Below are 26,057 nucleotides of genomic sequence, written 5' to 3' on the forward strand. Positions count from 1 at the left end.
TATATTCCTTCTTTCTATTTCTACTATTTAATCATATGAAAAAGCCTATTTTAAAATAGGCTTTTCTATTACCTCTCATAATCATCCACAATCACTTGCATGATACGATACGATTCTTCTGCTACTTTTTCATTACTACCCCTATTCGCATCATATGTAATTAACGCCTTCCAAAGTGCCCATCCTCTCGCTCTATTCCACGTTTCTTCATCCATGCGTAATACTTCTTTAAATACATTTCTACTATTTTCATCAAAAAACGTCCACGCCATCGCTGCATCACAAGCAGGATCTCCTACTCCTAAAATACCAAAATCAATTACAGCACAAAGCTTTCCACCTTTAACGAGTAAATTACCCGGCGCTACATCTCCATGCACCCAAACTGGTTTACGATCCCACGTTGAGCTAAGTGCTAAATTCCAAAGATGCTTTAATAATGCATCTTCAAAAATATCCTTATTATTTTCGATAGCAACTCTCGCCTCTTCATCATATACCGATATAAGTCCGCCCCGGTAAAAATTATGCGGTCCAGCTAAAGGGCCGTTACTCGCATTAATAGATTGCAATTCTACTAAAAAAGATCCTAAGTCCGCTGCAAATTCATTTAAATCACGAACGTTTTGTTTCGTAACTGTTTCTCCCTCTATCCACTTATTAATAGACCAAGGCAATGGATACGCTTCAGACGGATTTCCTTTCGCAATTGGTGTAGAAATTGGTAAAGAAAGTCCCTTACTTAATATAGGAAGCCAACTATTTTCTTTCTCTACTTGCGGTGCATATGCCACATCACTTGGCAATCTTACACTCATCTCATCCCCTAAGTGAAACGTCCTATTATCATGCCCACTAAACTTTACAGGTTTCACTTCTAAAGGGGCCCATTCGGGAAACTGTTCCTGTATTAACTTTTCAACTAAACTTACGTTAATTGGATGCATTCACATTCTCCTTTTCTTTTGAAACTTACTAAGCCCATCCGTACTTCCAACATATTCAAAACCATTTTTCTTATAAAAATCATTCAACGTACGATTATGCCCCACGCAATCTAACTTCAAATACTCTTTATCACATTGTACATTCTCGTCTATCCACTGTAAAACCCTCTCTCCTATTCCATTCCCCTTATATTTTCGTTTCACCGCAAATCTATGAATATATAATGAATTAGAAACTTCCTCTTTACCAAAAATATGTTCATCCCATTCATTTTGTTTAGGAGAAACTGTAATCGTACCAACTATTTCATCTTCTTTCAGAACAACATACGTATATTTCTCTCTTATACGTTCTAGTATTTCAGCCGTAGCTTCCTCTCCTAAAAGATACTGCCACTGATCCACTTCTTTATGTTGTAGCCATTGTGCTACTTCTTTTAATAGAGTTTTAATACTATCACTCTCATTTTCGGTAGCAATTCGAATTGCATATTCTTTACTTATATTTCTCTCCATATTGCCTTTCCCCTTTCAAATTGCTACCATACTGACAAACGAGTCCTTCCATCATTTTCATCTGTAATATATTCTACATACAATCCTTGATTCCGTGCGTTTTCATACATCATTTCAATCTCTTCTTGGTTTTTCACATAAATTTGTATGTAATCACCATCCGCTACTAATACGACTACTTCACACTTACTCTCCTTAAATTCTTCATATGTTTCAATTTCTCCTAGTACTTCCCCTTTTGGATATGCTTTTAAGTCTACAAATAAAAGATAATATATGTTGTCTTTTATTAGCTTTTTTAAAGCTGAACCTACCATGATCTCGTTATCTTCTGAAAATAATTCTGGACCTAATTCATCCTCTATTATTATATAAGCTTCCTCCCTTCCCATGGCTTGCCAATCAAATGCAGTAATATCAATTGGCTTTAACACTTTCCAAAGTAAATTATCATATCCATCTAGAATATCTACTGTAATCCCTCTTTTCATATGTCTGCTCCTAGCTTATTTATTTTTGTTCCATACATTATATATCAAATTTAATTACTATATTTTGTCGATACCTATGTGCATCATAAAAAACCGCTCCACTACTAGCGAAACGGTTTCCTTCTACTTACATTTACATATCTTATTCAATCGTTGCACTGCGTTTTAAAATAACTTCTAATATATTCACCACATCAGTCATTCTTAATGCTCACTTCGACTTCACAAAATAATATAAAAACCATACCGCATGATTTTGTTCATCCGCAGCTATTCTCCGTAACAAATCTTTCAGATGTGCATCCGATGTCTCATCTGAAATTTCCAAATAAAAATCTACTGTCTTTTGCTCATCCTGTATAGCGAACTCTAATCCTTGTAAGTAGGTATTCGGACAGTCTTCGGTAATCTGTGGTTTCGGCTGCCTGCCAGTTAAATTCGTATAAATTTGTACAAAGTGATGAAAATGTTTTATTTCATCATTACGAATTTCAAGAATTTGTTTTTTCTCTGCTTGACTTGGAGCCATATTCGCTAATTTTGCATAGCAGCTTATAGCGCTATACTCTCCATTTATAGCTTTCTCAATATCACTTATCAACTTATCATTCTGCCTATACCAATCATAATAATTCGAATTATACATTGTATCCCCTCCATACTTTCGCATAACATTTTATGCATTTTGAAATAGTAGGAGCATGTGTATATAACGGGACAGCTTTAGATTGAAAGTAAAGTTTGAGAAAATGGTCTATTTTGCAAAAGAATTGCTTATGCATAAAAATAACACTATTGTATACTGTTGCTATAAACTCTCGCGGGAGTGGGAAAATACATTCGCGAATCAACGAGAAGTTCAACATGATGCGGTGCGAAGCTATTATGAATTCAGTGACATAACTAGGAGGTTCCGCTATGCCATCTTTATTTAAAACTATGGAGTTCCAGCTAAAAACCGAACGACTTGACCTGAGTATGTGGGAGGAATCCGATTCAGTTTGGATGAGAAAATTAATTGGCGAACGTGGTGTGGACATGCCAGCCCTTGATTCCGTTCGTAGCCGGCTTATTGAGATGCGCAAGAAAGCAGACGAAAATGGCATTTCCCTTCTCACTATTCGTAGGCGAGACGAAGGCGATTTTATTGGATACTGTGGCTTGATTATCGGTCGTTCCACACTTGAAGAGCCGGAGATTGCATACGAATTGTTCCGTAGCGCTCATGGAAAAGGTTATGCGACTGAGGCAGCAGCCGTTGTACTGGACGCTGCAATTGCTACTGGGCGCCACAGGCTTTGGTCGACTGTAGGCGCTTGGAATATCGCTTCCCTCCGGGTGCTAGAAAAGATAGGGTTTAAGAGGCATCACAGTACGTGGGATGACGAGCGCGGTGAGATTGTTTGGAACGTACGCGATCTTTAGAAATTCCGGCTTAATTACATACAACACTTTTTAACAATCAGGCATTTACGTTAAGAAAAAGTCATCAAAACTTATTCCAAGGCGACAACAGCAAATACTAATTTTTCAACTTATAGATTTCATCAAAAAAAGCCGTTTCACTAATTTAGTGAAACGGCTTTTTTTAAGCGTTCAATTCTGTTTTATGCCCTTTTACTGCACTACGTTTGAATGCAGTTGCTAATATAATAACCGCACTTACTATACCAATCCAAACGAGTACAGTAACAGGTGTATTCCAGCTTACCCCTTTTCCGAAGAAGAAGATTTCTCTTAAGCCTTCGATCATAAATTTCATTGGTAACCATGGGTAAACCCAGTCTTGATAAAACGGAGACAACATCTCAGGTGCTAATGATAATAACGGCGCCCCGAAAAATAGTAATAAAGCGAATAAACCGATTCCTTTTAGCCCAACTAATGAAAGTACCACAGATATCATTAAGAAGAAACTAAAAGAAGTAATGGATAAGAATAGAGCTGTATCCGTGAAGTTCGAAATATTTAATCCTACCATCCCATCTGCAATCCATGTAAGACCAAATCCAATTACAAGTGCCGCAATAGCTCCTGTTACGATTTGTTTTACTTTCAATATAAAGTTTTCTTTTCGTGAACTTACCGGTATTTTACTAATCGCAATAAAAATAATCGCTGCGCTCGCTAAACTTGCAATCCATAACGGCTGGAACAATGATATTGGTGAGTTACCGTTCGCACTATTTTTGCCGACCTCATTCATATTTTTCACGTTCTTTACAATAGGTGTTACTAATTTCACAGCTTGATCTGTTGTTACAGTATCTCCTTTTGCTTTTAACCCTTCTAATATTTGCGTACGAACATTATTGTTCATATTATCAACGGTCGCCTGTAATATTTGTCCTGCCATAGTTGATGCAGCCGTATTCATTCCTTGATTAATATATATTTCTATCTCAGGTGAAGATGGCTGTGGTGTTCGTAACGACGCTTGTTTTGCGCTAAATTCTTTCGGGATGACTAATGCCGCGTAATACTCTTTATTGTTTAATCCCTTTTGAACGGCTTCTTTATTTTTTACTTCTACCCACTTCACTGCGGGTTCTTCCTCTGATTTCGATGATTTTTTCACCGTATCAACAATTGTTTGCCCCATATTCATTTTCGGTTGATTTGGAATTTCTACACCTTGATCCTCATTTACAATTGCAATTGGCAAGTTTTTCGGCTGCGGTTGAACAGTTGGAAATAACGTTAATGAAAAAATAAAAACAACAAGTAGTGCAATAACTGGTGATAACAATAAAAGTTTATTTTTAAACATCTTCTTTTCTCCTCCTTTAATTTGATTTATAATAATCAACAACGTGTTGTTTATTTATATTTTGAATTATATGTTCGAGTTGAACCTTATACAATAATCAAAAATCGTGAATGTGTCGGTTATAAGACACATTTTCTAAATGTGTTCAGTAAAATTAAGGAGGGACATGCTTTGCGCGATAGTAATTTAGATTTGCGTGTTGTTCGTACGAAAACTGCCATACGGAACGCATTGGTGGAGCTAATTGAAGAAAAGGGTTTTGACGCCATTACAGTGAAAGATATTACAACGAAAGCAAACATAAATCGCGGTACTTTCTATGCGCACTATCAAGATAAATTTGATTTAATGACAAAATGCCAAGAAGACATTATGTACGAGTTTTCTAACATTGCTAAACAGAAATTCCCGGAAGTTATTGCTGACCTTGGAACAAATCCTTCTCCAACAATGCCATTTATACTTATCACTTCTATTCTTGAATTTCTAAATGAAAATAGTGATTTTATGAGAGCTGTACTAAGTCCGAAAGGAGATTTATCTTTCCAAACAAAACTGAAAGACTTTATGTGGAAAACATTATTTGAAGATACGAATGGTCCTCTCATTAATAAGGAGAATTTACTTGTTCCAAGCGAATACTTAACTTCTTATATGGCATCTGCACATATAGGTGTCATCCAGCAATGGTTAAATAATGGACAAAAAGAAACACCTGAGGAGATTGCTCGCTTTTTATCAACTATTGCAGTTCATGGACCTTTTTATGCAGCTGGTTTAAAGAAATAAGTCCGCTATATAATAAAAGATCATCCACTTTAATAGCGGATGATCTTTTATTTCATTACAACACTTCAATATATCCTTCTGTTCCATGTACCCGAATTCGTTGTCCGTCTTTTATTATTTTCGTAGCATTCTCCACACCGACAACTGCCGGTAATCCATATTCACGTGCAATCACTGCTCCATGTGTCATAAGTCCACCAACCTCAGTGACTAACCCTTTTATAGACACAAATAACGGTGTCCAGCCCGGATCAGTAAAAGCAGTAACTAATATATCGCCCTCTTCTAAATTCGCTTCTTCCATGTTTAAAATAACGCGTGCCCTTCCCTCTATAACTCCTGATGAAACAGGCAAACCTACAATCGCATCAGCTGGGAGGTTCTCTCGTTTATATTTACCTGTAATGATTTCTCCATCAGACGTCATTATACGAGGAGGCGTTAGTTTTTCATATAATTTGTAATCATTTTTTTGTTTTTGTATCAGCTCGTAATCTAGTTTATTCGTGCGAACAACTTCGTGAAGCTCTTCAAAAGTTAAATAGTATATATCATCAACTTCATGAATGACACCGCTCTGCACAAGTTGCTCAGCTTCTTTCAGTAACGCCTGCTTATATATGAAATAACGATTAACCATGCCGTATTTTGGATATTCACGATACCCGATACAATTACGGATGTTGCGAATCATACGCTTCGTTTCTTCTACTTTTTGTTTACTATCCGGTAAGTGTTGTAATCGATTTACTAACTCTTCTTCTTTTTTCACAGCTTCCTGCAGCCCTTCTTCAAACTTCCGTTTACTAGCACCATATTCAAAGTCCCTTATATGATTTAAAATCATCGGTATAATTGTAGCTGGCTGTTCACTCCAGCGCGTTTTCGTAATGTCGATTTCTCCGCTGCATCTCATTCCATATTTATTTAGAAAGGCATCGATTGCATCCCGAACTTTTTCCCCGCCTTTAAACTGAATTAATTCATCTAAAAAGCTGTCATCTTCTACATGTTGTAAATACGCAATGACTTCTGGATACGGCCGAATCACATCTGCAACATCTAATAATGCTAAACCCATTTCTGAAGTAATATTATTTTGTACAGATTGTGAAAGTACATCTGCTGCATTCTTTTCCCCTAGCCATTGTTCCATCTTTTCATTAATCCATGATGAAGCATTCATACCTGCCATAATAATAGCTATACTTTGCGAGTTAAATAATACTTTCTTTAATTGCTGAATGTCTTCTAAAATAAAATCAAGTACATCCACCCCTGATTTCGTTTGCATGTTTCGTTTTAACTCTTCTATTGATGTTTGACTATTCTTTATTAAATTCGTAACGATTTCCGGATCATTCTCAGGTTGTTGTTGCGAACTTGCAGATGGCACATTTTTACTAAGATCCTTTTCTTTTTCATCATCCGGTAACAATTGAATAAAATCATCTCGCTCGATTATAGTCGTTAATGCATCTCTTACAAGTGGATCCGATTTTCCTAAAGTGTTTATTAAGTAATCTCTGCTAGCAGGTAAAGCTAATTGTTGCGTAGCATCAACAAATAACCTGCCTCCCGCTTTACGCATAGGGGCACTAGTCGTTAACAGGAAAAAAGATAAACCTAATGGTTTCATCGCATCGGTCATCATTTGTTGGTGACCAACTGATATATACACGTGATTTTCCCCATCATTTACTTCTGGAATTGGATATAAAGTCGTAATCGGTCTGCTTTGGACTATATAAATTGTATCATGGGCTAAGCACCATTCAATATCTTGCGGACAACCAAAATAAGCTTCGATTTGTCTTCCGATCTGTGCTAGTTGTAAAATTTGTTGTTCAGACAATGTTTGAAGTTTTTGCTGAACCGGATCAATCTGTTTCGTCTCTGTTCCGCCCTCTTTTAAAGCATAAATAGCTATTTTTTTAGTCGCTATCATCGTTTCTGAAATTTCGCCTTCTTTTACTTTATAATTATCGGCAGAGACCAGTCCCGATACTAATGCCTCACCAAGTCCAAAACTGGCATCAATTGATAACACCTTTCGGTTAGAAGTAATCGGATCAGCCGTAAATAAAATGCCCGAAGCCTCAGGGAAAACCATTTTTTGAACGACAACACATATAGAAACTTGATTATGTTTAAAACCATTTTGTATGCGGTACGTAACTGCTCGCTCTGTAAATAAAGACGCCCAGCACTTTCTTACATGCTGTAAAATCGCTTCTTCTCCGATAATATTTAAATACGTATCTTGTTGACCTGCAAATGAAGCATACGGTAAATCTTCAGCCGTCGCACTAGAACGCACGGCATACGCATGTTCATTTCCAAAACGTGAGAGATAATGAGCTACTGCTTCCACTACATCAGTAGGGATTTCTACTGCCATAATGACTTCTCTAATCTTCTTACTCATTTCACCAATTTGAGCACGCTCTTCCATTTTCAACTTTGTTAGCTGCTGCAACAAAGTTTGAAGCTCTTCATTTTGCTCGATAGCCTTTTCATATCCTACCGTTGTAACACAAAAACCTTCGGGTACTTGTATACCTTGAATGTTTGTTAACTCCCCTAAATTCAAACCTTTTCCACCGACGAGCGAAAGCTGCGTGTTTTCTATTTCCTGAAAATCGAGAACAAAAGAACTCATGTAACATCTCTCCTTACTATGCATGTGTTCTTGATTGTAGCAGGAGTCAATACGAATAAATAGTCTATTTCGAACTTGATTTACATGATATAATTAACTTAGGAAGAGATATGCCTCCTCTAATTCACTTCAACTACATCACCAAACTTAAACATCCTTTGATTATGAAAAGCATCCTCCGTCCTCCGTACAAGTAATTGTCTTATTTACTGGATTTATACCAGCTTCTGTTATGTAATTTTTATATAGATAGCTATTTTTATAATATGTAAATAAAACCTCTTCTTCACCTAAATATGAAGTTAACAGCTTATTTTCAATCCTTTCTTTTGCATCTTGCGTTAAGATTGGGCGCGGAATCTTTGTTTGCTCCTGTATCATTTTTTTAATACAGACGAACTGCTCTGGCATACTAGCAAGCAGTTAAATATACTACAGTGTTTTTCCTATCATTTGGTTAGCTGTTATTGAAGTATATACGTTCGTATTTTAATGATGATATGTAATGATTGGTTGAATGTTTCTTACACTGATAAAAAAGGCCAATTCCCTTAGCGTACAGGGAATCGGCCTTTTCTATGTTGAAAATTGCTTAGCGTACGAAATTCACGTTTTGTTGATGCTTTCCCTCCAAGTAAAAATGGACAGTTTTGTTTGAAGGCGTTATATAATTCTTAAATTGATGGACATATAAATTTAAACTAAATTATATACTCGACACTCTTCACTAAATAAATTTGTATCATATGTATGTTCTATATAAATTTGATGCCATACCATAAAGGTTAGTACTGTCCAAATTTTACGACTATGATCACCTTTATCTGTGCGATGTGCCTCCAGTAAGTTTAATACATATTTTTTATCAATTAAATGTTCGGTTTTACTTTCTTTAATAATATTCAGAGCCCAGTCATACATTTCATCTTTTAACCAATGACGGATTGGCACTGGAAAACCGAGTTTCTTACGATCTAGTACATGATCTGGAACAATACCACGTACGGCTTCACGTAAAATAGCCTTTGTAGTTCTATTGGCAATTTTTAATTCTGTTGGAATTTTAGAAGCGACATCAAAGACTTCTTTATCTAGAAATGGAACACGTAATTCTAGTGAGTGAGCTGTAGACATTTTATCCGCTTTTAATAAAATATCTCCACGTAACCATGTGTACATATCAATGTATTGCATTTTACTTACATCATCATAATCCTTAATTTCATTGTACAATGCTTTGGTAACATCCTTATAGTTAACACTTTCATTGTAAGACTTTATTAACTTAATCTTCTCTTCTTCACGAAAGATCTTTGCATTACCATAATAACGTTCTTCAATTGGTGTACATCCACGCTCTAGAAAACTTTTCCCTTTAAACCCTTCTTTAAGTGCTCCACTTAAAGCTTTTAAAACCGTTCTCCCGGAAGTGGGAATGTATGAGAACATTTTTAAAGAGTTTGGCTCACGATAAATATTATATCCGCCAAATAGCTCGTCTGAACCTTCACCAGACAGAACAACTGTTACATGTTTACGTGCTTCTTTTGCAACAAAGTACAATGGTACTGCTGCTGGATCTGCTAATGGGTCATCCATGTGCCACATGATTTTTGGGAATTCATTCATAAATTCTTGTGGTGTTACCAATACACTATAGTTTTTTACTCCTAATTTCTCAGCAGTTTCTTTCGCTACATCTATTTCACTAAATCCACGGTGCTCAAAACCAACAGAGAATGTTAGGAGATTTGGATTTATTTCTTTTGCAATAGAAGCAATAATAGATGAATCAATCCCGCCAGATAAGAATGCACCCACTGGAACATCGCTACGCATATGTACTTTTACTGAGTCATATAATACATCACGAATTGCTCGAATGTGTTCCTCTTTTTTGTTATCTGAAGCATTGAAATATGGTTTCCAGTAGCGATAAACCTCTATCTCTTTTCCAATTTCTTTTATGAAATAATGACCAGGTTCAATTTTATTAATATCATTTGTTAATGTTTCTGGTTCTGGTCCGTATTGGTATGTAAAATAATGTTGGAGAGCAGTTGGATTTACACCCTTATCTTGCATTACATGTAGGATACTTTTCTTTTCAGATGCGAAGAAAGTTATATCGTTCTGTTGTGCAATGTAAAGTGGTTTAATTCCAAAATGATCGCGAGCACCAAATAATTTTTTCTCTTGACGGTCCCAAATTACAAAAGTATACATTCCACGAAGATAATTTACACATTCTTCTTTTACTTGGGCATATAATGCAACAATAACTTCCGTATCTGACTGAGTTGAAAAACATGCTCCCTGTTTAATTAACATTTCACGTAATTCTATATAATTATAAATTTCACCATTGAACATAAGTATATAGCGTTCATTATCATATGCTAGCGGTTGATGTCCCGCATCCAAATCAATAATACTTAACCGTCTAAACCCAAATTGAACATGCTCGTCACGAAAATATCCCTGGTCATCTGGACCACGGTGGTATAACAGATTCGTCATATTTTCAAATTGTATTTTTTCTGTTTCTGAATATCTTTTTGCAGTATTATACAAACATCCTACATAGCCACACATTTTTTTACCTACTTTCAAATTATCTACTCTCTAAAATTTTTATAGTGTAATCCACTTTCAATAAAAGTCAAAAAAATACGCTCGTCAATTAAAGCTTCACAAATAAGTTCTAAGAAATTTAGATAAAAAGGACATTTTTTTGATGATCTAAACTAATTGAAACTTTAATTAAATTATATATCTATAACAAGATAGGGCAATGTTACTTTTTCTATTATAATGATAGATATGTTCTATCTCCCCTCTAATAGTTATTCGAAATTCAATCACTATTTAATTAATTTTCTAATCTGTTCTTTACTTTGTTCAGAAATAGGAAATCCTAATTTTATAATTTCATTTGTAAGCAATTCAATAAAATTTCTAGTGCCAAACCCAATAAATTTATCTCTACGTAAAATAAGGTTAACTTTCCTACTAATTCTAGGATTTACTATAGGAATTGCTAATACATCATTATCTACAGTAATATCAAGTAAAGTTTTAGAGACAATTGTCACGCCAAATCCATTTCTAACAAGATCAAATAACGATTCGATACTAGAGGTTTCAATAATTGGAGACAAGTTTATTTTTTGTGGTAAACATGTATAATTCAATAACTTTCTGCATTCATGACTGTCTGGGAACAAGATTAATGGTAATTTACTCAATTCTGAGAATTGTATTTCTTGTTCATTAACTAGTGAATGGTTATTTGATACCACTAAAAATAACTCTTCTGTGTATAATGGTATTTTTACAATTTTTTCATCTTCGAATACGTACTCGGAAGAATCAATTGTAACAGCAAAATTAACCTGATTCTGGTTTATTAATTCTAGTATTTCATCTGAACTTATAATTTTTACTGTTACCTCCGGATAATTTTTATGAAAATCTAATAATAAAGTGGAGACTAAGTCTGTTAGTTCGCCAGGCAAAGTGGCAATTGCAATGTTACCTCCTTTTATCTCCTTTAATTCACTGATTTGTTCTTTTACATTATCTAATGCATTAAAAATATTTTTACATTCGTTGGCTAAAATAGAACCAACGTCAGTGATGGCTATTTTCTTTCCCATGCGGTCAAATAACGGCATACCTATTTCGTCTTCAAGAGCTTTAATTTGATGGCTTAATGTAGGTTGCGTAATACCTAGCTTATCTGCTGCTTTTGTAAAATGAAGTTCTTTATAAAGTGTCATGAAATACTCTAACTGTCTTAATTCCATATAAAAATAATCTCCTTTTTAAAAAAATAATTATATTTTTTTGCATATCTTTATTCATATTATAAGAAATCCTTAATTTTTCAGCCTTATAAACGCTCCATACTCTCCCTTTACTGTATTATTGCCTAAATGTTCTATTCCTTCATTTATAAAAAAACGTAATTTTCTCTAATTAAATTTACTAGAGAAAATTACGCTTTTGTTATTTGAGATTCGATAATAATTTTGCTTAGTGGGTATATTTAATTTCCTATAGCCTTTCCCTTACAAAAATTTTGTTGGTTATATATGATTTATTTCACCTTTCAGCTTAAAGATTTCTATCTATTTAACAATGAGTACCCTTATTTTTCAATTTCTAAAGGGATGTTGTGACTATAAGTTTGACTAGAGCTTCTAATTTGAAATCCTTCAAAGAAATCAATAGTTAAATTATCATCAAGAAAAGCTAAAGAGGCTTTGTTTATATAAAATGATTTCCAGTTTGTTTGAATTTCTTCGAAACCTACATCTGATTTAATTAATTGTATTCTTACAACCCCATCCAATGGACGCCCGCAGCCTCCCATTTCATATTGTAGAAATCGAAAATGGTTAGGATATTTAGTCTCTAAACTTTCGAAATGTTTAATAGCTGCTTCTGTAACAGTGATATTAATTTGCATAATATTTTCCCGCCTTTTCTATTTTGGATTGAAAGTAGAATAATTCAAGAACTCCCAGTTATAAGATTCATAACAAGGTACTTCAAGTACTTCAATTATTTGAAATTGTACTAAACGTTGTGCACCAGGGAACTTTGAGAGAATATCTTGATCAATGTTCCAAATGATACTTGCTTCTCCTGTGATTTGTAATGTACCACCAGTATTAAAATCAAAAAACAGTAACCCAACATTGGGATTTTGAAAAATATTTCCTAAGGTATTGAACAACATGTTTCCTGAGTAATCCGGAAATATAATTGATTTTTCATTAATGACATGAACAAATCCTGGCATCCCACCCCTATGGGAAATGTCCATCTTTCCCTCAAAACTTGCACTTGCAATAATAAAAGTATCAGATTCACTAATCCAATTCTGTTGCTTTTTATTTAAAGTGTTAAGTGGATGAAGTTTCTTATTTACAATTTCTTCAACAGCTTTATATTCGAATCTTCTCGCCTGTATATATTTAGGACAATTACCGAATACTTGTTCAATTTTGATTTCAAAGTTTCCATCTGGATAAACTATCGAAACCTTACCATTTATTCGTATTCTTATTCTGGAAGCAAAATCAATTACTAAAATCCCTACTTCTTTATGTTGTAAAATATTTAGAAATAAAGGGTCACCTTCGTTTATTTTTGTATTGATTTTAACTATGTCGGCTTCAATAGCTTGTATGATACCAAGATTTCCTGCTAAAAATGAACTCCAAACTCTTCCTCTTTGATCCATAGAAGACATCACGAATGAATTCTGTCCATTGAGAAAATTCATGAACTTCTTTGGGAGTGTCTGTTGAATCATTGTACTTGCAGAGTTTGCAATCTTTTGTACACCTAGTAAATCGTGTACAGTACGCTCTCCAGAATGAAAAACCTCCATTTATTATTCCTCCAATCTACTTTGCAATAGCGAACTAGCTAAAACACATTCAAATACTTAAATGAAATAAAAAACATTGGCTTCCTAAAAAACATAAAGCAAACATTGATAATATAATCTTTGCCATCAACAAGCTTTCATTACTTTTATTAATATACATAGAAGAATGAAAGCCATTCACTACAAGAAAATAACTTCATTTCACACTAGTCCTCTTTTGCAAAAGCATAATGGATTCAAAGGATTACCTTTAAGTTCTAACCTAAACATATACAGATATCATTACGTTTAAAACCACGCTTTACAAGATACTTTATATACCCCTTATCGTGAAATTTTTATCTATTAAAGTTACTTATCATTTCGTATTGCTATCTTGTAAAGCAACTTCAGTTTAACTCTCAGTCAACTATTAATCAATTCTATAATTTCTATAGTTAACATAGATGACATCTATTATTTTGAGTACATAAAACATTTATATATTAAGGATAAATTTAATTCGTGAAATAGGAGGCGCCAAAATTTTTTAAGTTAAAAGTAGTTATTTGAGTTTGTTTCTTTATGATTTATTGAAACCTTAATCATAGATACTTTCTATGAAAACGATAGAAATGATTACATTGATAAATAATAGATGCTTTATATAATTAAGTTAAGCTCATGAGCTAGCAAGAAAATGGACAATATCAATTATTTATAGGAGGCAATTTATATGCAAAAAACAGTTGCAGGTATAGTAATTCCAGATAGTAAAATAGCAGTAGAGGCGCAAGAAATTCTTCGTGAATATGGTAACGATTTACTTTGGAATCATTCAAATCGTGTTTACTTATTCGGTGCTCTTCAAGGGAAAAAAGCTAATCTTAAGTATGACGAAGAGCTATTATATGTTAGCGCTCTATTCCATGATCTTGGACTTACAAAGAAATTTAGTAGTCCAGACAAACGTTTTGAAGTAGATGGTGCAAATGCTGCACGTAGTTTTCTGCAACAACATGGCATGGATAATGAGTCAATTAGACTGGTTTGGGATTCGATTGCACTTCACACAACGATTGGAATTGCTGAATATAAAGAACCCCAAGTTTCATTAATTTATTCTGGAGTAGGATACGATGTTATGGGGGATGGATATGACGAAATTTCAGAGGAAATTCGCGAGCAAGTTGTATCTGCTTTCCCTCGAGATAATTTCAAACAAAAAATCCTTCCTGCTTTCCTTGAAGGTTTCGCTCATAAACCTGAAACTACTTTTGGAAACATTAAAGCAGATGTTTGCTCGTTACTTCTTCCAGGCTTTAAACGCAAAAATTTCTGTGATTGCGTTTTACATTCACCTTGGAAAGAATAGTCATTACACTTATGACTATTAGAAAGAGGAAATATCTACAAAATACGTTAATTACGATTTTGCTTCCTTTTATATAAAAATTAGAACGAGCTAATTAATTTCTAATTTAATGTAGTTAAATATTGCTCATAGAGATAAAAAGCTTGCCATTTTCATTAATGGCAAGCTTTTTTCAGCAAATAATATCTAATAATAAAAGGATCAATTTTGGGGCACTCCATACATGCCCACCAACCTAAGGTTTTGAAGTATCCCCAAAACGAAAATTTTATCCTTTCATAGTTGTCCATAGAAATTCAGTTCATTTTTTTCGTGTTGAGAAAGAATGTATTTCTTAGCTTAATAGCGATGTAGTGCTACTCCATCTTAAACATATTATTAGGTAACACAATATAAAATCATATAGTTAAAGGAACAATAATCTATGTTAAAACTTGTGCATAACGAGACCCACCCTACATTCTTTGAGCAATTTTTCTTTGAAAATCCTGTTCAAAATGATGTTTTTATCATTGAAGTTAACAAAAAAACATTTCTTTTTCGAATACGATGCTGTGATTAATATGATCAAAAAATCAAACTCAAAACAACAAGAATATGTTAAAAGACAACTGCAAATGTATCACTAGAACTTGTTTACAGTCAATCGCAACAGATTACATAAGAAGAATTTTCGAAGAGAATAAAAAAATGGAATGCAAGATCGGAGCCTCACACTCCCTCCAACACATGAACTATAGAAGAAACTTATCCAAAGTGGAAAAATGGAGAATTAACGGGAATTAAGTTCGGGGCTATTGAAACTAAAGAAAAATACTTTTTATAAAATAGTGAAAGAATATGGAGAAAACGAAGTGGCAACTAACTTATAACGAATTGAAGCCGAAAGTTTCTTAAAGTAGAAAATTTGGCTTCTTTTATATCGAAATTTGCTTAGCGTATATTTTCGTTAAAATGCGGGTAGTACCCCAGCTATCGAGCTAAGCTCATACAACATCAATTATAGTTGAGATCGTTTCTTTTTTCTAAAGGCTACGTGTAAGGAATTTAAAGACCCCTTAGGGATCAATGGATTCCTAAGGGGTTGCCTACGTGATATAACATATTTACAATTATGTTACGTTTAAAATACGTATCTTTTTCATTTACATTATAACCACCCTATTTAAGTTTATAAGAACTATGCTTTTGAGATAAAAGTCATTACTTGTTTTATAAACTCGTACCCAAAATAACCACTAAATCCGAATAGGACTATTGCGGCAAATATAGATACCCTTTTAATAAAGGTTGGATTTAGAAAACGTCTAGTAAAATGAACAAAGCTTAATAAGATCATATCATGCATTAAGATACCTAATAAAATACCTACAGCTATTAATATAAATGTAGATGTGCTTGCATTACCTAATGAAGAAACGAGAACCGGGCCAAAGACCCCTATCCAAAATACAATATTAGCCGGTGATATAGCAATCATAAAACCAGATAAATAAGCTGATAATAAAGATTTATTAGGATCTTCTCCCTCCATGTTAACTTCTGACTTTGCCTCTTTAATACTTTCTATTCCAATAAACATTAAAAATACAAAACCTAGTAGCCACATAACTGTTTCTACCCATGGGTTGGTTAATACACTAGAGAACCCTAGATAAATCAGAACTATTAAAGATAAATCTACAGTCATTCCTCCTATACCTACAAACCAACCATGTACGAAACCATTTCTCATTCCTTGTTTCGTCATTTGGACTGTCATAGCACCTGCAGGTATCGCTAAAGATAAACCTAACAATATATATGTGAAAAGTGTTATAATCATAAAAATTCTCCTATTATAAGTATTGTAATAATCAAACCCTTTTTCTTTTTCCTCGGGTTCAGCAAATAGAGCTAGAGCACGGCGACTTTTCACATTACTTCTAGCAAGCACAAAAAACTCACAAAAAGAATAAATGCCTAAAATCCCATAAGGTCCTTTACATGTTCAGCATTCTTTTTAGATGTTAATTTTTCAAGTAATAAAAACGCAACATCAAAAGCTGTGCCTGGATTTGATGATGTAATAATATTTCCATCTTGTACTATTAAATCATTTTGTACTATTGCACCAAAATTCTTTAACTGCTCTTTTCGTTTACTCGTTGGATGACTGTATGTGGTAGCTTTTTTACCTACAAGAATTCCACTTTTGCCAAGCGTTAATGATGCAACACAAATACTGGCAATAGGCTTCTGCTTGGCATAAAAATGTTGAATAACATGTAAGAATTCTCTACTGTATGCATCCCGATAAAAACCAGCCTCTTCAAATCCTCCTGGAATAGCTAGTGCATCAAATTCATCTAATTGAATATCATCAACCGTTTTTTCCGGTATGACAGTAAAATTCCAAGTACAAGTTAATTTATTCCGAAGACCAACTGTTACGACCTCGGTTGATCCATCTCCCTCCCATTTATTCCAGCCTAGTACATCTGTAAATACACTAGCTTCTACTGCTTCAAACCCGTCAGCTAATAATAATAAAATCTTTTTCATATCGTAAACCGCCTCCTTCTACCCTTATTTTATACAAGTATAGAAGGCTGATAAATAAGTTCAATAAGGATATTTGATTGTTCTGCTTTATTTTATAAAGAATTTAGGTTATTCTATTTTATAAAAAAAGGTTGGGTAATTTATGGATCAAATTGATAAAAAAATCGTGGGACTATTACAGTCAAATGCAAAAATTTCAATGAAGGATTTAGCGGAAGCGGTTCACTTATCTTCCCCGTCAGTAACTGAGCGAGTACGAAAGTTAGAGGAACAACAAATTATTGAAGGTTACCATGCACATGTTTCTCTAAAAAAAATAAATCGTCCAATTTCTGCACTTATACTGTTTAAATCAACAAATTGTAAATCATTATCTAACTTTTGCTATAATCATCCAGATGTACTCGAGTGTTATAGAGTAGCAGGAGAAATTAGCTATATTGTCAAAATAGCAACACATTCTGTAGAAAGTTTAGAACAATTTATTGATGATTCAATGCAATATGGTACTCCATCAACGAATATTGTGTTATCTTCTTATGAAAAAAAGATAATTACTCCTTTTATTAGTGAAGAGTAAAAATACTAGCATAATTAATTAACTATTGGTTATGCAGAAGGATAATTTTTGTATGTTATATAAAAAAATAAAGACGTTATATTTTTTTAAAAGGAGTGTAATTACAATGAATTTTTCTAATAAATCAGTGATCATAACAGGGGCTGGAAATGGAATCGGGAGAGAAATTGCTTTACATTATGCAGAAAAAGGGGCCAATGTTATTTTAGCAGATATAGACGAAAAAGCAGGTGCAAAAACAGTTACTAAGATGAAAGAACAGGGTAAAGAAGCACTTTTCGTACAAACAGATGTAAGGCTGGAAACAGATATTATTCGATTAATGGAAGTAGCTAATCAAACATACGGTCAGATAGATATTTTAATTAATAATGCAGGAAAAGAGTTATTCAAGTCCCCTTACGATATTTCGTTAGAAGAATGGGACGATGTGATCAATACAAACTTAAGAAGTGTTTTCTTGGGTTCGCGTGAAGCAGCAAAGTATATGCGTCATAACAAAGAAGGTGGATCTATTGTGAATATCGCCTCTACAAGGGCGATTATGTCTGAGCCAAATTCAGAATCTTATGCTGCCACAAAAGGTGGGATCGTTGCTATTACACATGCGCTCGCAGCCTCATTTAGCGAAGATAGGATTACAGTGAATGCTATTTCCCCAGGTTGGATTGAAACCGGAGATTATTCAAAATTAAGTAAAATTGATCATGAACAGCATCTATCAAAGCGTGTAGGAAAACCAGATGATATTGCACGAGCCTGTCTGTATTTAACAGCCAGTGAAAATGATTTTGTTACAGGTATAAACCTTGTCGTAGACGGTGGAATGACGAGGAAAATGATGTATGAGGAATAGGCAGTAATTAATCAAGAAATACAGATTCGCTATCAATAAAGCCTACTTTATCCAAGGTGATTTACCGAATCATCATGTGAATTTGAAATACAATTGAACTGTTTATAAAAAAGATGAACCGGAATTTCCTATCTCTAATAAAGAAGGGATTTCCGTTTTTCTTTCGGATGAAACATGTGAAAATGAATAAAAACCATGAAGTACTCAATGCAAGGACACCAACTACACTAAGAGCGTTAGTTAGATAAAAAATAGAATATATCATATAGCTAGTAAGAGATATTAGTATCACTGAAAGGGCTGTTAATAGCTATTGAAAAGCATAATTTACTCAATCTCAATTACATCACAAAACTTAAATATCCTTCGATTATAAAAAGCATCGGTACAAGTAATCGCCTCATTTAATGGATTTCTATTAGCTACTGTTCTGTATTCTTTATAAACCTACATTAAAATATTCAGATGAACCTTTTATTAACTCATAACCCCTCCTCAAAAAATAGTAAAAACTACACTTGTAAAATCAATATTTTCTGTTTGCACTTTATATAAATTGATATGTCTCCACCTTAATTTTTATTTTTTGTAATCCCCACTAATTCTTTTCTCAAATCCCCCAAAATGGATTTGAGAAATTAGGGAACTATAATGTCGTATTGAAACATATTAAGGGGGATAAAAGGTGGACAAGGAAATGAATTATGGAAGTGATTACAAGTTTATTCCAGCAACTTCAATTGAAAGTGGTCATGGCCTCGAAGTATTACCTGATTTATTTTGTTACACGATTCAAATCGTCAATATATGCTTTGTTGGAAATCCTAAGACCTATGATTTTGTTTTAGTTGATGCTGGAATGCCTAAATGTGCAAATGAAATTATCTCTGTTACCGAGGAGCGATTTGGTACAAATAGCCGTCCAAAAGCAATTATTTTAACTCATGGGCATTTTGATCATGTTGGAGGAATAATTGAACTCATTAAATATTGGGATGTTCCAGTCTATGCCCATCAAATGGAGATACCGTTTTTGACTGGACAACAAAGCTACCCTGAACCAGATCCAACAGTTGAAGGTGGTATGGTAGCGAAAATGTCTCCCCTGTTCCCTAATGAACCGATTGATTTAGGAAATAGCGTAAAAGCACTACCTATCGATGGAACTGTTCCCCATATGCCAGAGTTTAGATGGATTCATACACCAGGGCATACTCCTGGACATATTTCATTATTCCGAGAGAAAGACCGAACTTTAATTGCTGGGGACGCTTTTGTTACAGTGAAACAGGAGTATCTGTATAAAGTAATAACTCAAGAACAGGAAATAAGCGGTCCGCCTCGTTATTTAACAACAGACTGGAAAGCCGCTAAAGAATCAGTCATTAAATTAGAAGAATTAAAGCCTCTAGTCGCTATTACTGGACATGGGATACCAATGTCAGGTGAATTGCTATCAACGAGCCTCAAAACACTGGTTCAAGAATTTGATAAAATTGCTGTACCTGATTACGGAAAATATGTAGACAAAAAGATACATTAAGTATAAAAATCAAAACGGAAAAAATTATTAAGTTTAATAAAGAAACACTGTACTTAGGCAACGTCTGTATTATAAGAATGGAAATACACCTTGTGAATAAAACTCGTTATTCCGAAAATACTATCTGTAGTATAAGCCTGCTTCTTAACCAGGTTGTACTTCTTACCATTAAAGGGTGATTAAAACGGGTTACGCTATATAAAAGCATAATCCGTTTTTAATGAAATATTGTATTCCATATACGTTTAAACAATGGAGGAAAATGATGAAACATATTGTTGCCTTATTAATTAAATACACAGCGATAACTGCAGTATTGCTAATCATGCTCAGTATCTTTCAAGGCATTTCAATTCCTAGAGTATTACTAATTTCTCTTTTTCTTACGGGAGCTGCCTATTTAATCGGAGACCTCTTCATTTTACCTAAATACGGAAATATGATTGCTACAATGGCAGATTTCGGCTTAAGCTTTTTCGGAACTTGGTTACTAACATCCTTGTTTACTAATTTAGATGCTACTCGTAACATTGGACTTTCTTCATTCTTAGCCGCATTAATTATTGGCGGAATAGAGGTTTTCTTCCACATTTATATGAAGAGACTAGTACTGCGTAACGATGATGAATTAAGAAATCACAACCATATTCATCATGATAAATATGCTATGGAAATGTCAGATGAATATATGGATTCTTCTACAATAAATAAATCTAAAGTTGAGGATACATCTAAAAAATAAAAAAGTGGCCAATACCACTTTTTTATTTTTGTTTATTAAGCTTGATCAGAATTTCTTACATGTAATGGAGGTGGAACTACCCACCCTTTTTTCTTACTTAAACGCAGCAACGTTACACCTGCTTGCGCTTTTTTCATATGAAATTGTCCAAATAGCATCCCTACATCCTCTCGAAGACATTTCCCCATCACTTGACTACATGTCACAAGTCCAGCTGCTAGCCCTGCAGATACAGCAGCAGCAATTTCAACATCATTAATACGTGCCCCTGGGGGAATGTCTTCGATAGATGCAACTGGTCGTTCTGGAGGAGCAGGCGGTAAAGCTACCCCATTAATCTTTAAAAGAGTTTTTAACTCTTCTACTTCTGAATTCATATCATTTTCAATTAAGCTTTCTAAAAACTTCTTCAAATCTTCGTCACCTGTGTGGTTCATAAATACTTGATGGCTTGCAATTGCACCTTGTGCTGCTAAAAGATAACTCCAAATATCAAATACTTCTCCGTAATGTAACGGTTCATTTTGAGGATTTCCACTTAAAATACCCATTTTTAAATTCCTCCCTTTCGAAAATATCATAATAAATATTGATTTCAATATTGAAATCAAATTTTTAAGTATGCTTTTTCCTGCAAAAGATTTTCTACTATGCATGGAAAACACCTTTCCAACACTGCGTGTTTATTGTTTAGGAAAGTCGTTTACAAATAAAATACTCAAAGATTATGAAAGAAGATTATCAATAATCTTTGAGTGAGAATCTGTTTAATATAAGGTTTTTTATTTTTATGAATACACAAAAGAAATTGATTTACATATTTGCTATATTTTATGCCAATTTACTTAGCGGTTAGCTCTACCACCAAGTTGTTGTTCTGCCATTGCTACTAAACGCTTTGTAATTTCACCACCAACAGATCCGTTTGAACGAGCTGTTGTATCTGCACCAAGTTGTACACCAAACTCTTGTGCAATTTCATATTTCATTTGATCAAGAGCTTGTTCAGCGCCTCGAACTAATAATTCATTACGACTTCCACTATTATTATTTGCCATATCGTTTCACCTCCAATGTTTTTAATATGCTACAAATTATGAAATAATAATTATCCTTTTTATGGGAATTAAATTATGTATAAATATTGAGTTTCTTCTTAAAATAGGGCACAGACATAAGAAAGAAGAGCTACTATAACGTACTTTCATAACAACAATATGTATAAATTTCTCTTTACTAAAGATTTCTGTTTTGCCAAGAGATACATATAAATTATGAAAAATAATTTATAAGGAGATATGAGATGAAAGCTGTAACCTATCAAGGACCAAACCAAGTACAAGTTAAACAAGTTGATGATGCGAAGTTAGAGAAAAAAGACGATATTATTGTAAAAATTACTTCAACCGCTATTTGCGGTTCTGATTTACATTTATATCAAGGGAACATGCCTTTACCGCAAGGGTACATTATTGGTCATGAACCAATGGGCATTGTTGAAGAAGTTGGTCCAGATGTTACTAAAGTGAAAAAAGGAGATCGTGTTGTCATCCCCTTCAACGTTTCTTGTGGACATTGTTTCTATTGCCAACATGAAATGGAAAGCCAATGTGATAACTCCAATCCTCATTATGATTCTGGTGGATACTTTGGTTATACAGAGAAATTTGGTAACCATCCAGGCGGACAAGCAGAATATTTAAAAGTTCCTTTTTGAAATTTCACTCCATTTGTTATACCGGAATCATGCGAACTTGAAGATGAATCTTTACTGTTTTTATCCGATGTTTTGCCAACAGCCTATTGGAGTGTAATAAACGCAGGTGTTAAGCCAGGTGATACTGTTATCGTCCTAGGTTGTGGACCTGTTGGATTAATGACACAAAAATTTGCTTGGATGCAAGGTGCTAAGCGCGTAATCGCAGTCGATTACTTAGATTATCGTATAAATTATGCAAAAAAGATTAACAATGTTGAGGTATTTGAGTTTACAAAATTCCCCGATATGGGAGAACATTTAAAGGAAATCACACATGGCGGTGCCGATGTAGTCATTGATTGCGTGGGCATGGATGGAAAAAAATCGCCACTAGAATTTCTAGAACAAAAGTTAAAATTACAAGGCGGAACTCTCGGTCCTATTCAAATCGCTACGAAAGCCGTAAGAAAATATGGAACGGTTCAAATGACTGGCGTTTATGGTGGCAATTATAATGCATTTCCACTCGGAGCATTTTGGGTTAGAAATATTAATCTTAAAATGGGACAAGCACCTGTTATTCATTTTATGCCGGAACTATTTGAAAAAATAACAAATAAAGAATTTGATCCAAAAGAGATTATTACACACAAAATCCCCCTTGAAGAAGCAAGCTACGGTTATCAAATTTTTAATAATCGTGAAGATGATTGTATTAAAGTTATTTTAAAACCTTGAAAATTGTTATGTGACTGAACCTTTTATTTTTCTATGCAGTAGACTGCTAAAAATAAACCTACTGCATAGAAAATTATTCTAATCAACCTCAATTACATCACAAAACTTAAACATTCTTTGATTATGAAAAGCATCCGTACAAGTAATCGTCTCTATTAATGGATTAATATCCACTACTGTTATGTAATTTTTATATAAATAACCATCTTTATAATATGTAAGTAAAACCTCTTCCTCACCTAAAAATGAAGTTAATAGCTTATTTTCAATCATTTCTTTTTCATCTTGCGTTACAATTGGACGCGAGGCTTTCGTTTGCTCCTTTATCATTTCTTTAATAACTACGAACTGCTCCGGCATACTGGCAAACGGTTGCCACTTTACCATACCTCTTCCTTTTGGCATATTAGCATTCTTCACGATTTGTGCCCTCCTAATAATGTGTTTCTATATCTTGCTGTTGCGACGCTTGTGTAGGAAATACCTCGTAAAATACTGTTCTTACCAAATCGTGTTCGAATTTCGTCCATAACTTTCGTTAATCTCATTTCTTTTTCTCTTTGTACAATGTTATCGAAAAGCGAAATTTGCTCTTCCCCTTCATTAATAAGGTTTGTTAATGAAACACTTACTGATCGAATCGTCTCTCCTGTATGGCGCTCATATAAAAAATATGTACAAACATTATAAATATCCATCGTTAAATTTGTTGCTCTATTTAACGTATGTGCCTTTTTTATTCCCCCACCGTATTCCCTGCTATATCCAACTGAAAAATGAATTGTTTGCGCGCATTTCTTTTCTCGTCTCAATCTATAACAAACCTCTTCTATATGCTCTAATAAAATAACTATGAACTCTTCTACCGAATAATCACGCAATAATATTTGGCTTTTCGCTATAGATGTTGTCACTGGAACGTATTTTTCTGCTATTCTACTAAAATCAATTCCGTTACTATGTAGATGTAATTCTTCTCCTATTACACCAAATGATTGCTTTAAATATTTCAAAGGATACTGAGCTAACTCTCCAATGGTATGTATACCTTTTCGATTCAATTTCATTTCTGTTTTATACGATATACCCCAAAATTTACTGAGTGGTCTAATACTCCATAACTTCTCGGGTATATCGTCATACGTCCACTGCGCTATTCCATCCCTATTCTTTTTCGCTTCCACATCCATCGCTACTTTACTTAATAATAAATTAGGCCCAATACCAATCGTACTTTCAATCCTTGTACGTTCATATATTTCTCGCTTGAACTTTAATGCAAAATCGTGCGGATCACTGGCAAACAAATGAATACTTGCGGTCATATCCATAAAAAATTCATCGATACTATATTGATGAAAATCTTCCGGTGCGACATACTGCAAAGCCAAACCCGTTATGAAAGTTGAACACTTCATATACGTATGCATAATTGGATTCACAATAATAATATCTGGTCGCTTCGGTATTTCGTACAAACGAGCCATCTTCTTTATTCCTAACGCTTTTAATGGCGGTGTTGCTGCTAATACAATTGATCCGCTCTGATTCACATCCCCTACGACAGCCAATTTTGTATATCTTGGATCAAGTCCTTTTTTAATACATGATACGCTTGCATAAAAGCTACGAAGGTCTACACAAAGAATAATACGATTCGGTAAAAGAGAATAATCATACAAGGTTATCACTCCTAACAAAAAGAACATTCGTTCTTATTATATACGAACTCATGTTCTTTTTAAAGGTATTTCTATGAAAATTTTGGTTAAAATGACCGGGCTTTAAAAATCTAAAAACACTTAAGATCCCTACAATATTCAAATACTGTTTTCACCATTAGGAGATGACACTGTATTTAGTTCTAAAAAATCTCACTCAATGCACACTACATATAATTAAGAATGATATTTACGCGCTATCAATCACGGTGGGAAAAACTCTGTATACAAAACAGCTAGAATTTTAAGTAACTGATGAACATAAAAACTACTAAAATTCATTTCAGCTTTCATGTCTCTAATTCATATATTCTTCTAAATTTATTTTCAGCAAAATCTCCTACATAGCACCTGTGCCAAGATTCATCTGCATAACTAGTTACATTCTCCTTTTTGCTATTATTAATAGCTTAGTAATAAAAGCTGTTAAACAGCAAAGGTGCGAAGTCCTAAATTAGACTTCGCACCTTATACAAATTTATAATCAGTGACGATACAAACACAACTACAATAATATATACATAATAATCACTCATTATATCTGTTACTTCTTTAATCGGCTGGAGAGAATACAATATATAAACCAATCCTTTTACTTAGCCATCTCTCATGATTAGTTTGATTATTCCTAGATACTTAACGCCTTCTATACTCATTTCAAGCGTTAATCCATTCCGATTGAAATTACAAATGACAAAATT

At 33.9% G+C, this 26,057-nt stretch carries 23 protein-coding genes and 3 pseudogenes; 9 read left to right on the forward strand and 17 right to left on the reverse strand.

From position 1 onward, the window contains the following. Positions 1-68 precede the first annotated feature (68 nt). The 4 genes from BUA87_RS06980 to BUA87_RS06995 all read right to left on the reverse strand — a co-directional run bounded on the left by BUA87_RS06980 (position 69) and on the right by BUA87_RS06995 (position 2,600). Positions 69-947, reverse strand: coding sequence for an aminoglycoside phosphotransferase family protein (locus tag BUA87_RS06980; RefSeq protein WP_072938867.1), 879 nt, complete (start codon positions 945-947; stop codon positions 69-71). After that, entirely contained in the window at positions 948-1,463 is a 516-nt protein-coding gene (locus tag BUA87_RS06985) for a GNAT family N-acetyltransferase (RefSeq protein WP_000440752.1), read from the reverse strand. A gap of 23 nt (positions 1,464-1,486) precedes the next feature. Continuing rightward, positions 1,487-1,954 (reverse strand): DUF2691 family protein, encoded by a 468-nt coding sequence (locus BUA87_RS06990; RefSeq protein WP_072938870.1) that lies wholly within the window; start codon positions 1,952-1,954, stop codon positions 1,487-1,489. Between the two features lie 211 nt (positions 1,955-2,165). After that, positions 2,166-2,600: a ferritin-like domain-containing protein gene (locus BUA87_RS06995; protein WP_000282836.1), complete on the reverse strand. Its 435-nt coding sequence runs from the start codon at positions 2,598-2,600 to the stop codon at positions 2,166-2,168. A 272-nt stretch (positions 2,601-2,872) separates the two neighbouring features. Between BUA87_RS06995 and BUA87_RS07000 the strand changes: the two genes are divergently transcribed. Then, complete coding sequence (locus BUA87_RS07000) at positions 2,873-3,379, forward strand: GNAT family N-acetyltransferase (protein ID WP_001139527.1); 507 nt, start codon at positions 2,873-2,875, stop codon at positions 3,377-3,379. A gap of 163 nt (positions 3,380-3,542) precedes the next feature. Here BUA87_RS07000 and BUA87_RS07005 read toward each other — a convergent pair whose 3' ends face one another. Continuing rightward, on the reverse strand, positions 3,543-4,724 hold the full coding sequence (locus BUA87_RS07005) for a YhgE/Pip domain-containing protein (RefSeq protein ID WP_072938873.1): 1,182 nt from the start codon (positions 4,722-4,724) through the stop codon (positions 3,543-3,545). A 171-nt stretch (positions 4,725-4,895) separates the two neighbouring features. Between BUA87_RS07005 and BUA87_RS07010 the strand changes: the two genes are divergently transcribed. Then, on the forward strand, positions 4,896-5,513 hold the full coding sequence (locus BUA87_RS07010) for a TetR/AcrR family transcriptional regulator (protein WP_043315287.1): 618 nt from the start codon (positions 4,896-4,898) through the stop codon (positions 5,511-5,513). Positions 5,514-5,568: 55 nt separating this feature from the next. Here the strand turns inward: BUA87_RS07010 and ppsA are convergent, their stop codons facing one another. The 6 genes and pseudogenes from ppsA to BUA87_RS07040 form a co-directional block, all read right to left on the reverse strand. Further along, positions 5,569-8,175, reverse strand: a complete 2,607-nt coding sequence (gene ppsA / locus BUA87_RS07015) for a phosphoenolpyruvate synthase (RefSeq protein WP_072938875.1) — start codon at positions 8,173-8,175, stop codon at positions 5,569-5,571. Positions 8,176-8,294: 119 nt separating this feature from the next. Further along, positions 8,295-8,586: pseudogene (locus BUA87_RS07020) on the reverse strand (YolD-like family protein). A gap of 285 nt (positions 8,587-8,871) precedes the next feature. Beyond that, positions 8,872-10,770 (reverse strand): asparagine synthase (glutamine-hydrolyzing), encoded by a 1,899-nt coding sequence (asnB, locus tag BUA87_RS07025; protein WP_002094073.1) that lies wholly within the window; start codon positions 10,768-10,770, stop codon positions 8,872-8,874. A 269-nt stretch (positions 10,771-11,039) separates the two neighbouring features. Continuing rightward, positions 11,040-11,984, reverse strand: a complete 945-nt coding sequence (locus BUA87_RS07030) for a LysR family transcriptional regulator (protein ID WP_072938878.1) — start codon at positions 11,982-11,984, stop codon at positions 11,040-11,042. Positions 11,985-12,328: 344 nt separating this feature from the next. Then, positions 12,329-12,649, reverse strand: coding sequence for an iron-sulfur cluster biosynthesis family protein (locus BUA87_RS07035; RefSeq protein ID WP_001166648.1), 321 nt, complete (start codon positions 12,647-12,649; stop codon positions 12,329-12,331). 18 nt (positions 12,650-12,667) lie between these two features. After that, the gene (locus tag BUA87_RS07040; RefSeq protein WP_072938881.1) at positions 12,668-13,579 is read right to left on the reverse strand and encodes a pyridoxamine 5'-phosphate oxidase family protein; all 912 of its coding nucleotides are present in this window, start codon (positions 13,577-13,579) and stop codon (positions 12,668-12,670) included. Between the two features lie 715 nt (positions 13,580-14,294). Here BUA87_RS07040 and BUA87_RS07045 point away from each other — a divergent pair. Together BUA87_RS07045 and BUA87_RS31675 are read left to right on the forward strand one after the other, a co-directional pair. Then, positions 14,295-14,933, forward strand: a complete 639-nt coding sequence (locus BUA87_RS07045) for an HD domain-containing protein (RefSeq protein ID WP_001174225.1) — start codon at positions 14,295-14,297, stop codon at positions 14,931-14,933. 424 nt (positions 14,934-15,357) lie between these two features. Continuing rightward, positions 15,358-15,719, forward strand: a pseudogene (locus BUA87_RS31675) (hypothetical protein). Between the two features lie 394 nt (positions 15,720-16,113). Here the strand turns inward: BUA87_RS31675 and BUA87_RS07060 are convergent. Together BUA87_RS07060 and BUA87_RS07065 are read right to left on the reverse strand one after the other, a co-directional pair. Next, the gene (locus BUA87_RS07060) at positions 16,114-16,758 is read right to left on the reverse strand and encodes a LysE family translocator (RefSeq protein WP_000587495.1); all 645 of its coding nucleotides are present in this window, start codon (positions 16,756-16,758) and stop codon (positions 16,114-16,116) included. A 137-nt stretch (positions 16,759-16,895) separates the two neighbouring features. Beyond that, positions 16,896-17,477 (reverse strand): DJ-1/PfpI family protein, encoded by a 582-nt coding sequence (locus tag BUA87_RS07065; RefSeq protein WP_000722336.1) that lies wholly within the window; start codon positions 17,475-17,477, stop codon positions 16,896-16,898. 142 nt (positions 17,478-17,619) lie between these two features. Here BUA87_RS07065 and BUA87_RS07070 point away from each other — a divergent pair, with 142 nt between their 5' ends. The 4 genes from BUA87_RS07070 to BUA87_RS07085 all read left to right on the forward strand — a co-directional run bounded on the left by BUA87_RS07070 (position 17,620) and on the right by BUA87_RS07085 (position 21,198). Next, the gene (locus BUA87_RS07070; RefSeq protein ID WP_000372089.1) at positions 17,620-18,057 is read left to right on the forward strand and encodes an Lrp/AsnC family transcriptional regulator; all 438 of its coding nucleotides are present in this window, start codon (positions 17,620-17,622) and stop codon (positions 18,055-18,057) included. A 106-nt stretch (positions 18,058-18,163) separates the two neighbouring features. Next, positions 18,164-18,913 (forward strand): glucose 1-dehydrogenase, encoded by a 750-nt coding sequence (locus BUA87_RS07075; RefSeq protein ID WP_001011723.1) that lies wholly within the window; start codon positions 18,164-18,166, stop codon positions 18,911-18,913. Positions 18,914-19,598: 685 nt separating this feature from the next. After that, the gene (locus tag BUA87_RS07080) at positions 19,599-20,456 is read left to right on the forward strand and encodes an MBL fold metallo-hydrolase (protein ID WP_072938884.1); all 858 of its coding nucleotides are present in this window, start codon (positions 19,599-19,601) and stop codon (positions 20,454-20,456) included. A gap of 265 nt (positions 20,457-20,721) precedes the next feature. Continuing rightward, a complete protein-coding gene (locus BUA87_RS07085) occupies positions 20,722-21,198 on the forward strand; it encodes a YndM family protein (protein WP_000680673.1) in 477 nt (158 codons plus the stop codon). A gap of 35 nt (positions 21,199-21,233) precedes the next feature. Here the strand turns inward: BUA87_RS07085 and BUA87_RS07090 are convergent, their stop codons facing one another. Both BUA87_RS07090 and sasP read right to left on the reverse strand, forming a co-directional pair. Then, positions 21,234-21,749: a DUF3231 family protein gene (locus tag BUA87_RS07090; RefSeq protein WP_000512135.1), complete on the reverse strand. Its 516-nt coding sequence runs from the start codon at positions 21,747-21,749 to the stop codon at positions 21,234-21,236. 294 nt (positions 21,750-22,043) lie between these two features. Further along, positions 22,044-22,256 carry a small acid-soluble spore protein, SasP family gene (gene sasP, locus BUA87_RS07095; protein WP_000002841.1) on the reverse strand — a complete coding sequence of 71 codons (213 nt, stop codon included), beginning with the start codon at positions 22,254-22,256 and terminating at the stop codon, positions 22,044-22,046. Positions 22,257-22,501: 245 nt separating this feature from the next. Between sasP and BUA87_RS07100 the strand changes: the two are divergent. Continuing rightward, a pseudogene (locus BUA87_RS07100) lies at positions 22,502-23,635 on the forward strand (zinc-dependent alcohol dehydrogenase). A gap of 78 nt (positions 23,636-23,713) precedes the next feature. On the opposite strand, the gene BUA87_RS07105 reads toward BUA87_RS07100, so the two are convergent. Further along, complete coding sequence (locus tag BUA87_RS07105) at positions 23,714-24,055, reverse strand: YolD-like family protein (protein WP_072938887.1); 342 nt, start codon at positions 24,053-24,055, stop codon at positions 23,714-23,716. Continuing rightward, positions 24,052-25,317, reverse strand: a complete 1,266-nt coding sequence (locus BUA87_RS07110) for a Y-family DNA polymerase (protein ID WP_072938891.1) — start codon at positions 25,315-25,317, stop codon at positions 24,052-24,054. The genes BUA87_RS07105 and BUA87_RS07110 overlap by 4 nt, the downstream gene beginning before the upstream one ends. Positions 25,318-26,057: the final 740 nt, after the last annotated feature.

The organism is Bacillus sp. bc15, assembly GCF_900142585.1.
GTDB classification, from domain to species: Bacteria; Bacillota; Bacilli; order Bacillales; family Bacillaceae_G; genus Bacillus_A; species Bacillus_A cereus.

What these genes read in the sequence shown, in the direction of transcription:
- BUA87_RS07035 (WP_001166648.1), bottom strand. Translation starts at nt 12,649, where the DNA reads ATGCAAATTAATATCACTGTTACAGAAGCAGCTATTAAACATTTCGAA.
- BUA87_RS07065 (WP_000722336.1), bottom strand. Translation starts at nt 17,477, where the DNA reads ATGAAAAAGATTTTATTATTATTAGCTGACGGGTTTGAAGCAGTAGAA.
- BUA87_RS07060 (WP_000587495.1), bottom strand. Translation starts at nt 16,758, where the DNA reads ATGATTATAACACTTTTCACATATATATTGTTAGGTTTATCTTTAGCG.
- BUA87_RS07030 (WP_072938878.1), bottom strand. Translation starts at nt 11,984, where the DNA reads ATGGAATTAAGACAGTTAGAGTATTTCATGACACTTTATAAAGAACTT.
- BUA87_RS06980 (WP_072938867.1), bottom strand. Translation starts at nt 947, where the DNA reads ATGCATCCAATTAACGTAAGTTTAGTTGAAAAGTTAATACAGGAACAG.
- BUA87_RS06995 (WP_000282836.1), bottom strand. Translation starts at nt 2,600, where the DNA reads ATGTATAATTCGAATTATTATGATTGGTATAGGCAGAATGATAAGTTG.
- asnB (WP_002094073.1), bottom strand. Translation starts at nt 10,770, where the DNA reads ATGTGTGGCTATGTAGGATGTTTGTATAATACTGCAAAAAGATATTCA.
- BUA87_RS07070 (WP_000372089.1), top strand. Translation starts at nt 17,620, where the DNA reads ATGGATCAAATTGATAAAAAAATCGTGGGACTATTACAGTCAAATGCA.
- BUA87_RS07005 (WP_072938873.1), bottom strand. Translation starts at nt 4,724, where the DNA reads ATGTTTAAAAATAAACTTTTATTGTTATCACCAGTTATTGCACTACTT.
- ppsA (WP_072938875.1), bottom strand. Translation starts at nt 8,175, where the DNA reads ATGAGTTCTTTTGTTCTCGATTTTCAGGAAATAGAAAACACGCAGCTT.
- sasP (WP_000002841.1), bottom strand. Translation starts at nt 22,256, where the DNA reads ATGGCAAATAATAATAGTGGAAGTCGTAATGAATTATTAGTTCGAGGC.
- BUA87_RS07075 (WP_001011723.1), top strand. Translation starts at nt 18,164, where the DNA reads ATGAATTTTTCTAATAAATCAGTGATCATAACAGGGGCTGGAAATGGA.
- BUA87_RS07040 (WP_072938881.1), bottom strand. Translation starts at nt 13,579, where the DNA reads ATGGAGGTTTTTCATTCTGGAGAGCGTACTGTACACGATTTACTAGGT.
- BUA87_RS07090 (WP_000512135.1), bottom strand. Translation starts at nt 21,749, where the DNA reads ATGGGTATTTTAAGTGGAAATCCTCAAAATGAACCGTTACATTACGGA.
- BUA87_RS07000 (WP_001139527.1), top strand. Translation starts at nt 2,873, where the DNA reads ATGCCATCTTTATTTAAAACTATGGAGTTCCAGCTAAAAACCGAACGA.
- BUA87_RS07045 (WP_001174225.1), top strand. Translation starts at nt 14,295, where the DNA reads ATGCAAAAAACAGTTGCAGGTATAGTAATTCCAGATAGTAAAATAGCA.
- BUA87_RS06985 (WP_000440752.1), bottom strand. Translation starts at nt 1,463, where the DNA reads ATGGAGAGAAATATAAGTAAAGAATATGCAATTCGAATTGCTACCGAA.
- BUA87_RS07085 (WP_000680673.1), top strand. Translation starts at nt 20,722, where the DNA reads ATGAAACATATTGTTGCCTTATTAATTAAATACACAGCGATAACTGCA.
- BUA87_RS06990 (WP_072938870.1), bottom strand. Translation starts at nt 1,954, where the DNA reads ATGAAAAGAGGGATTACAGTAGATATTCTAGATGGATATGATAATTTA.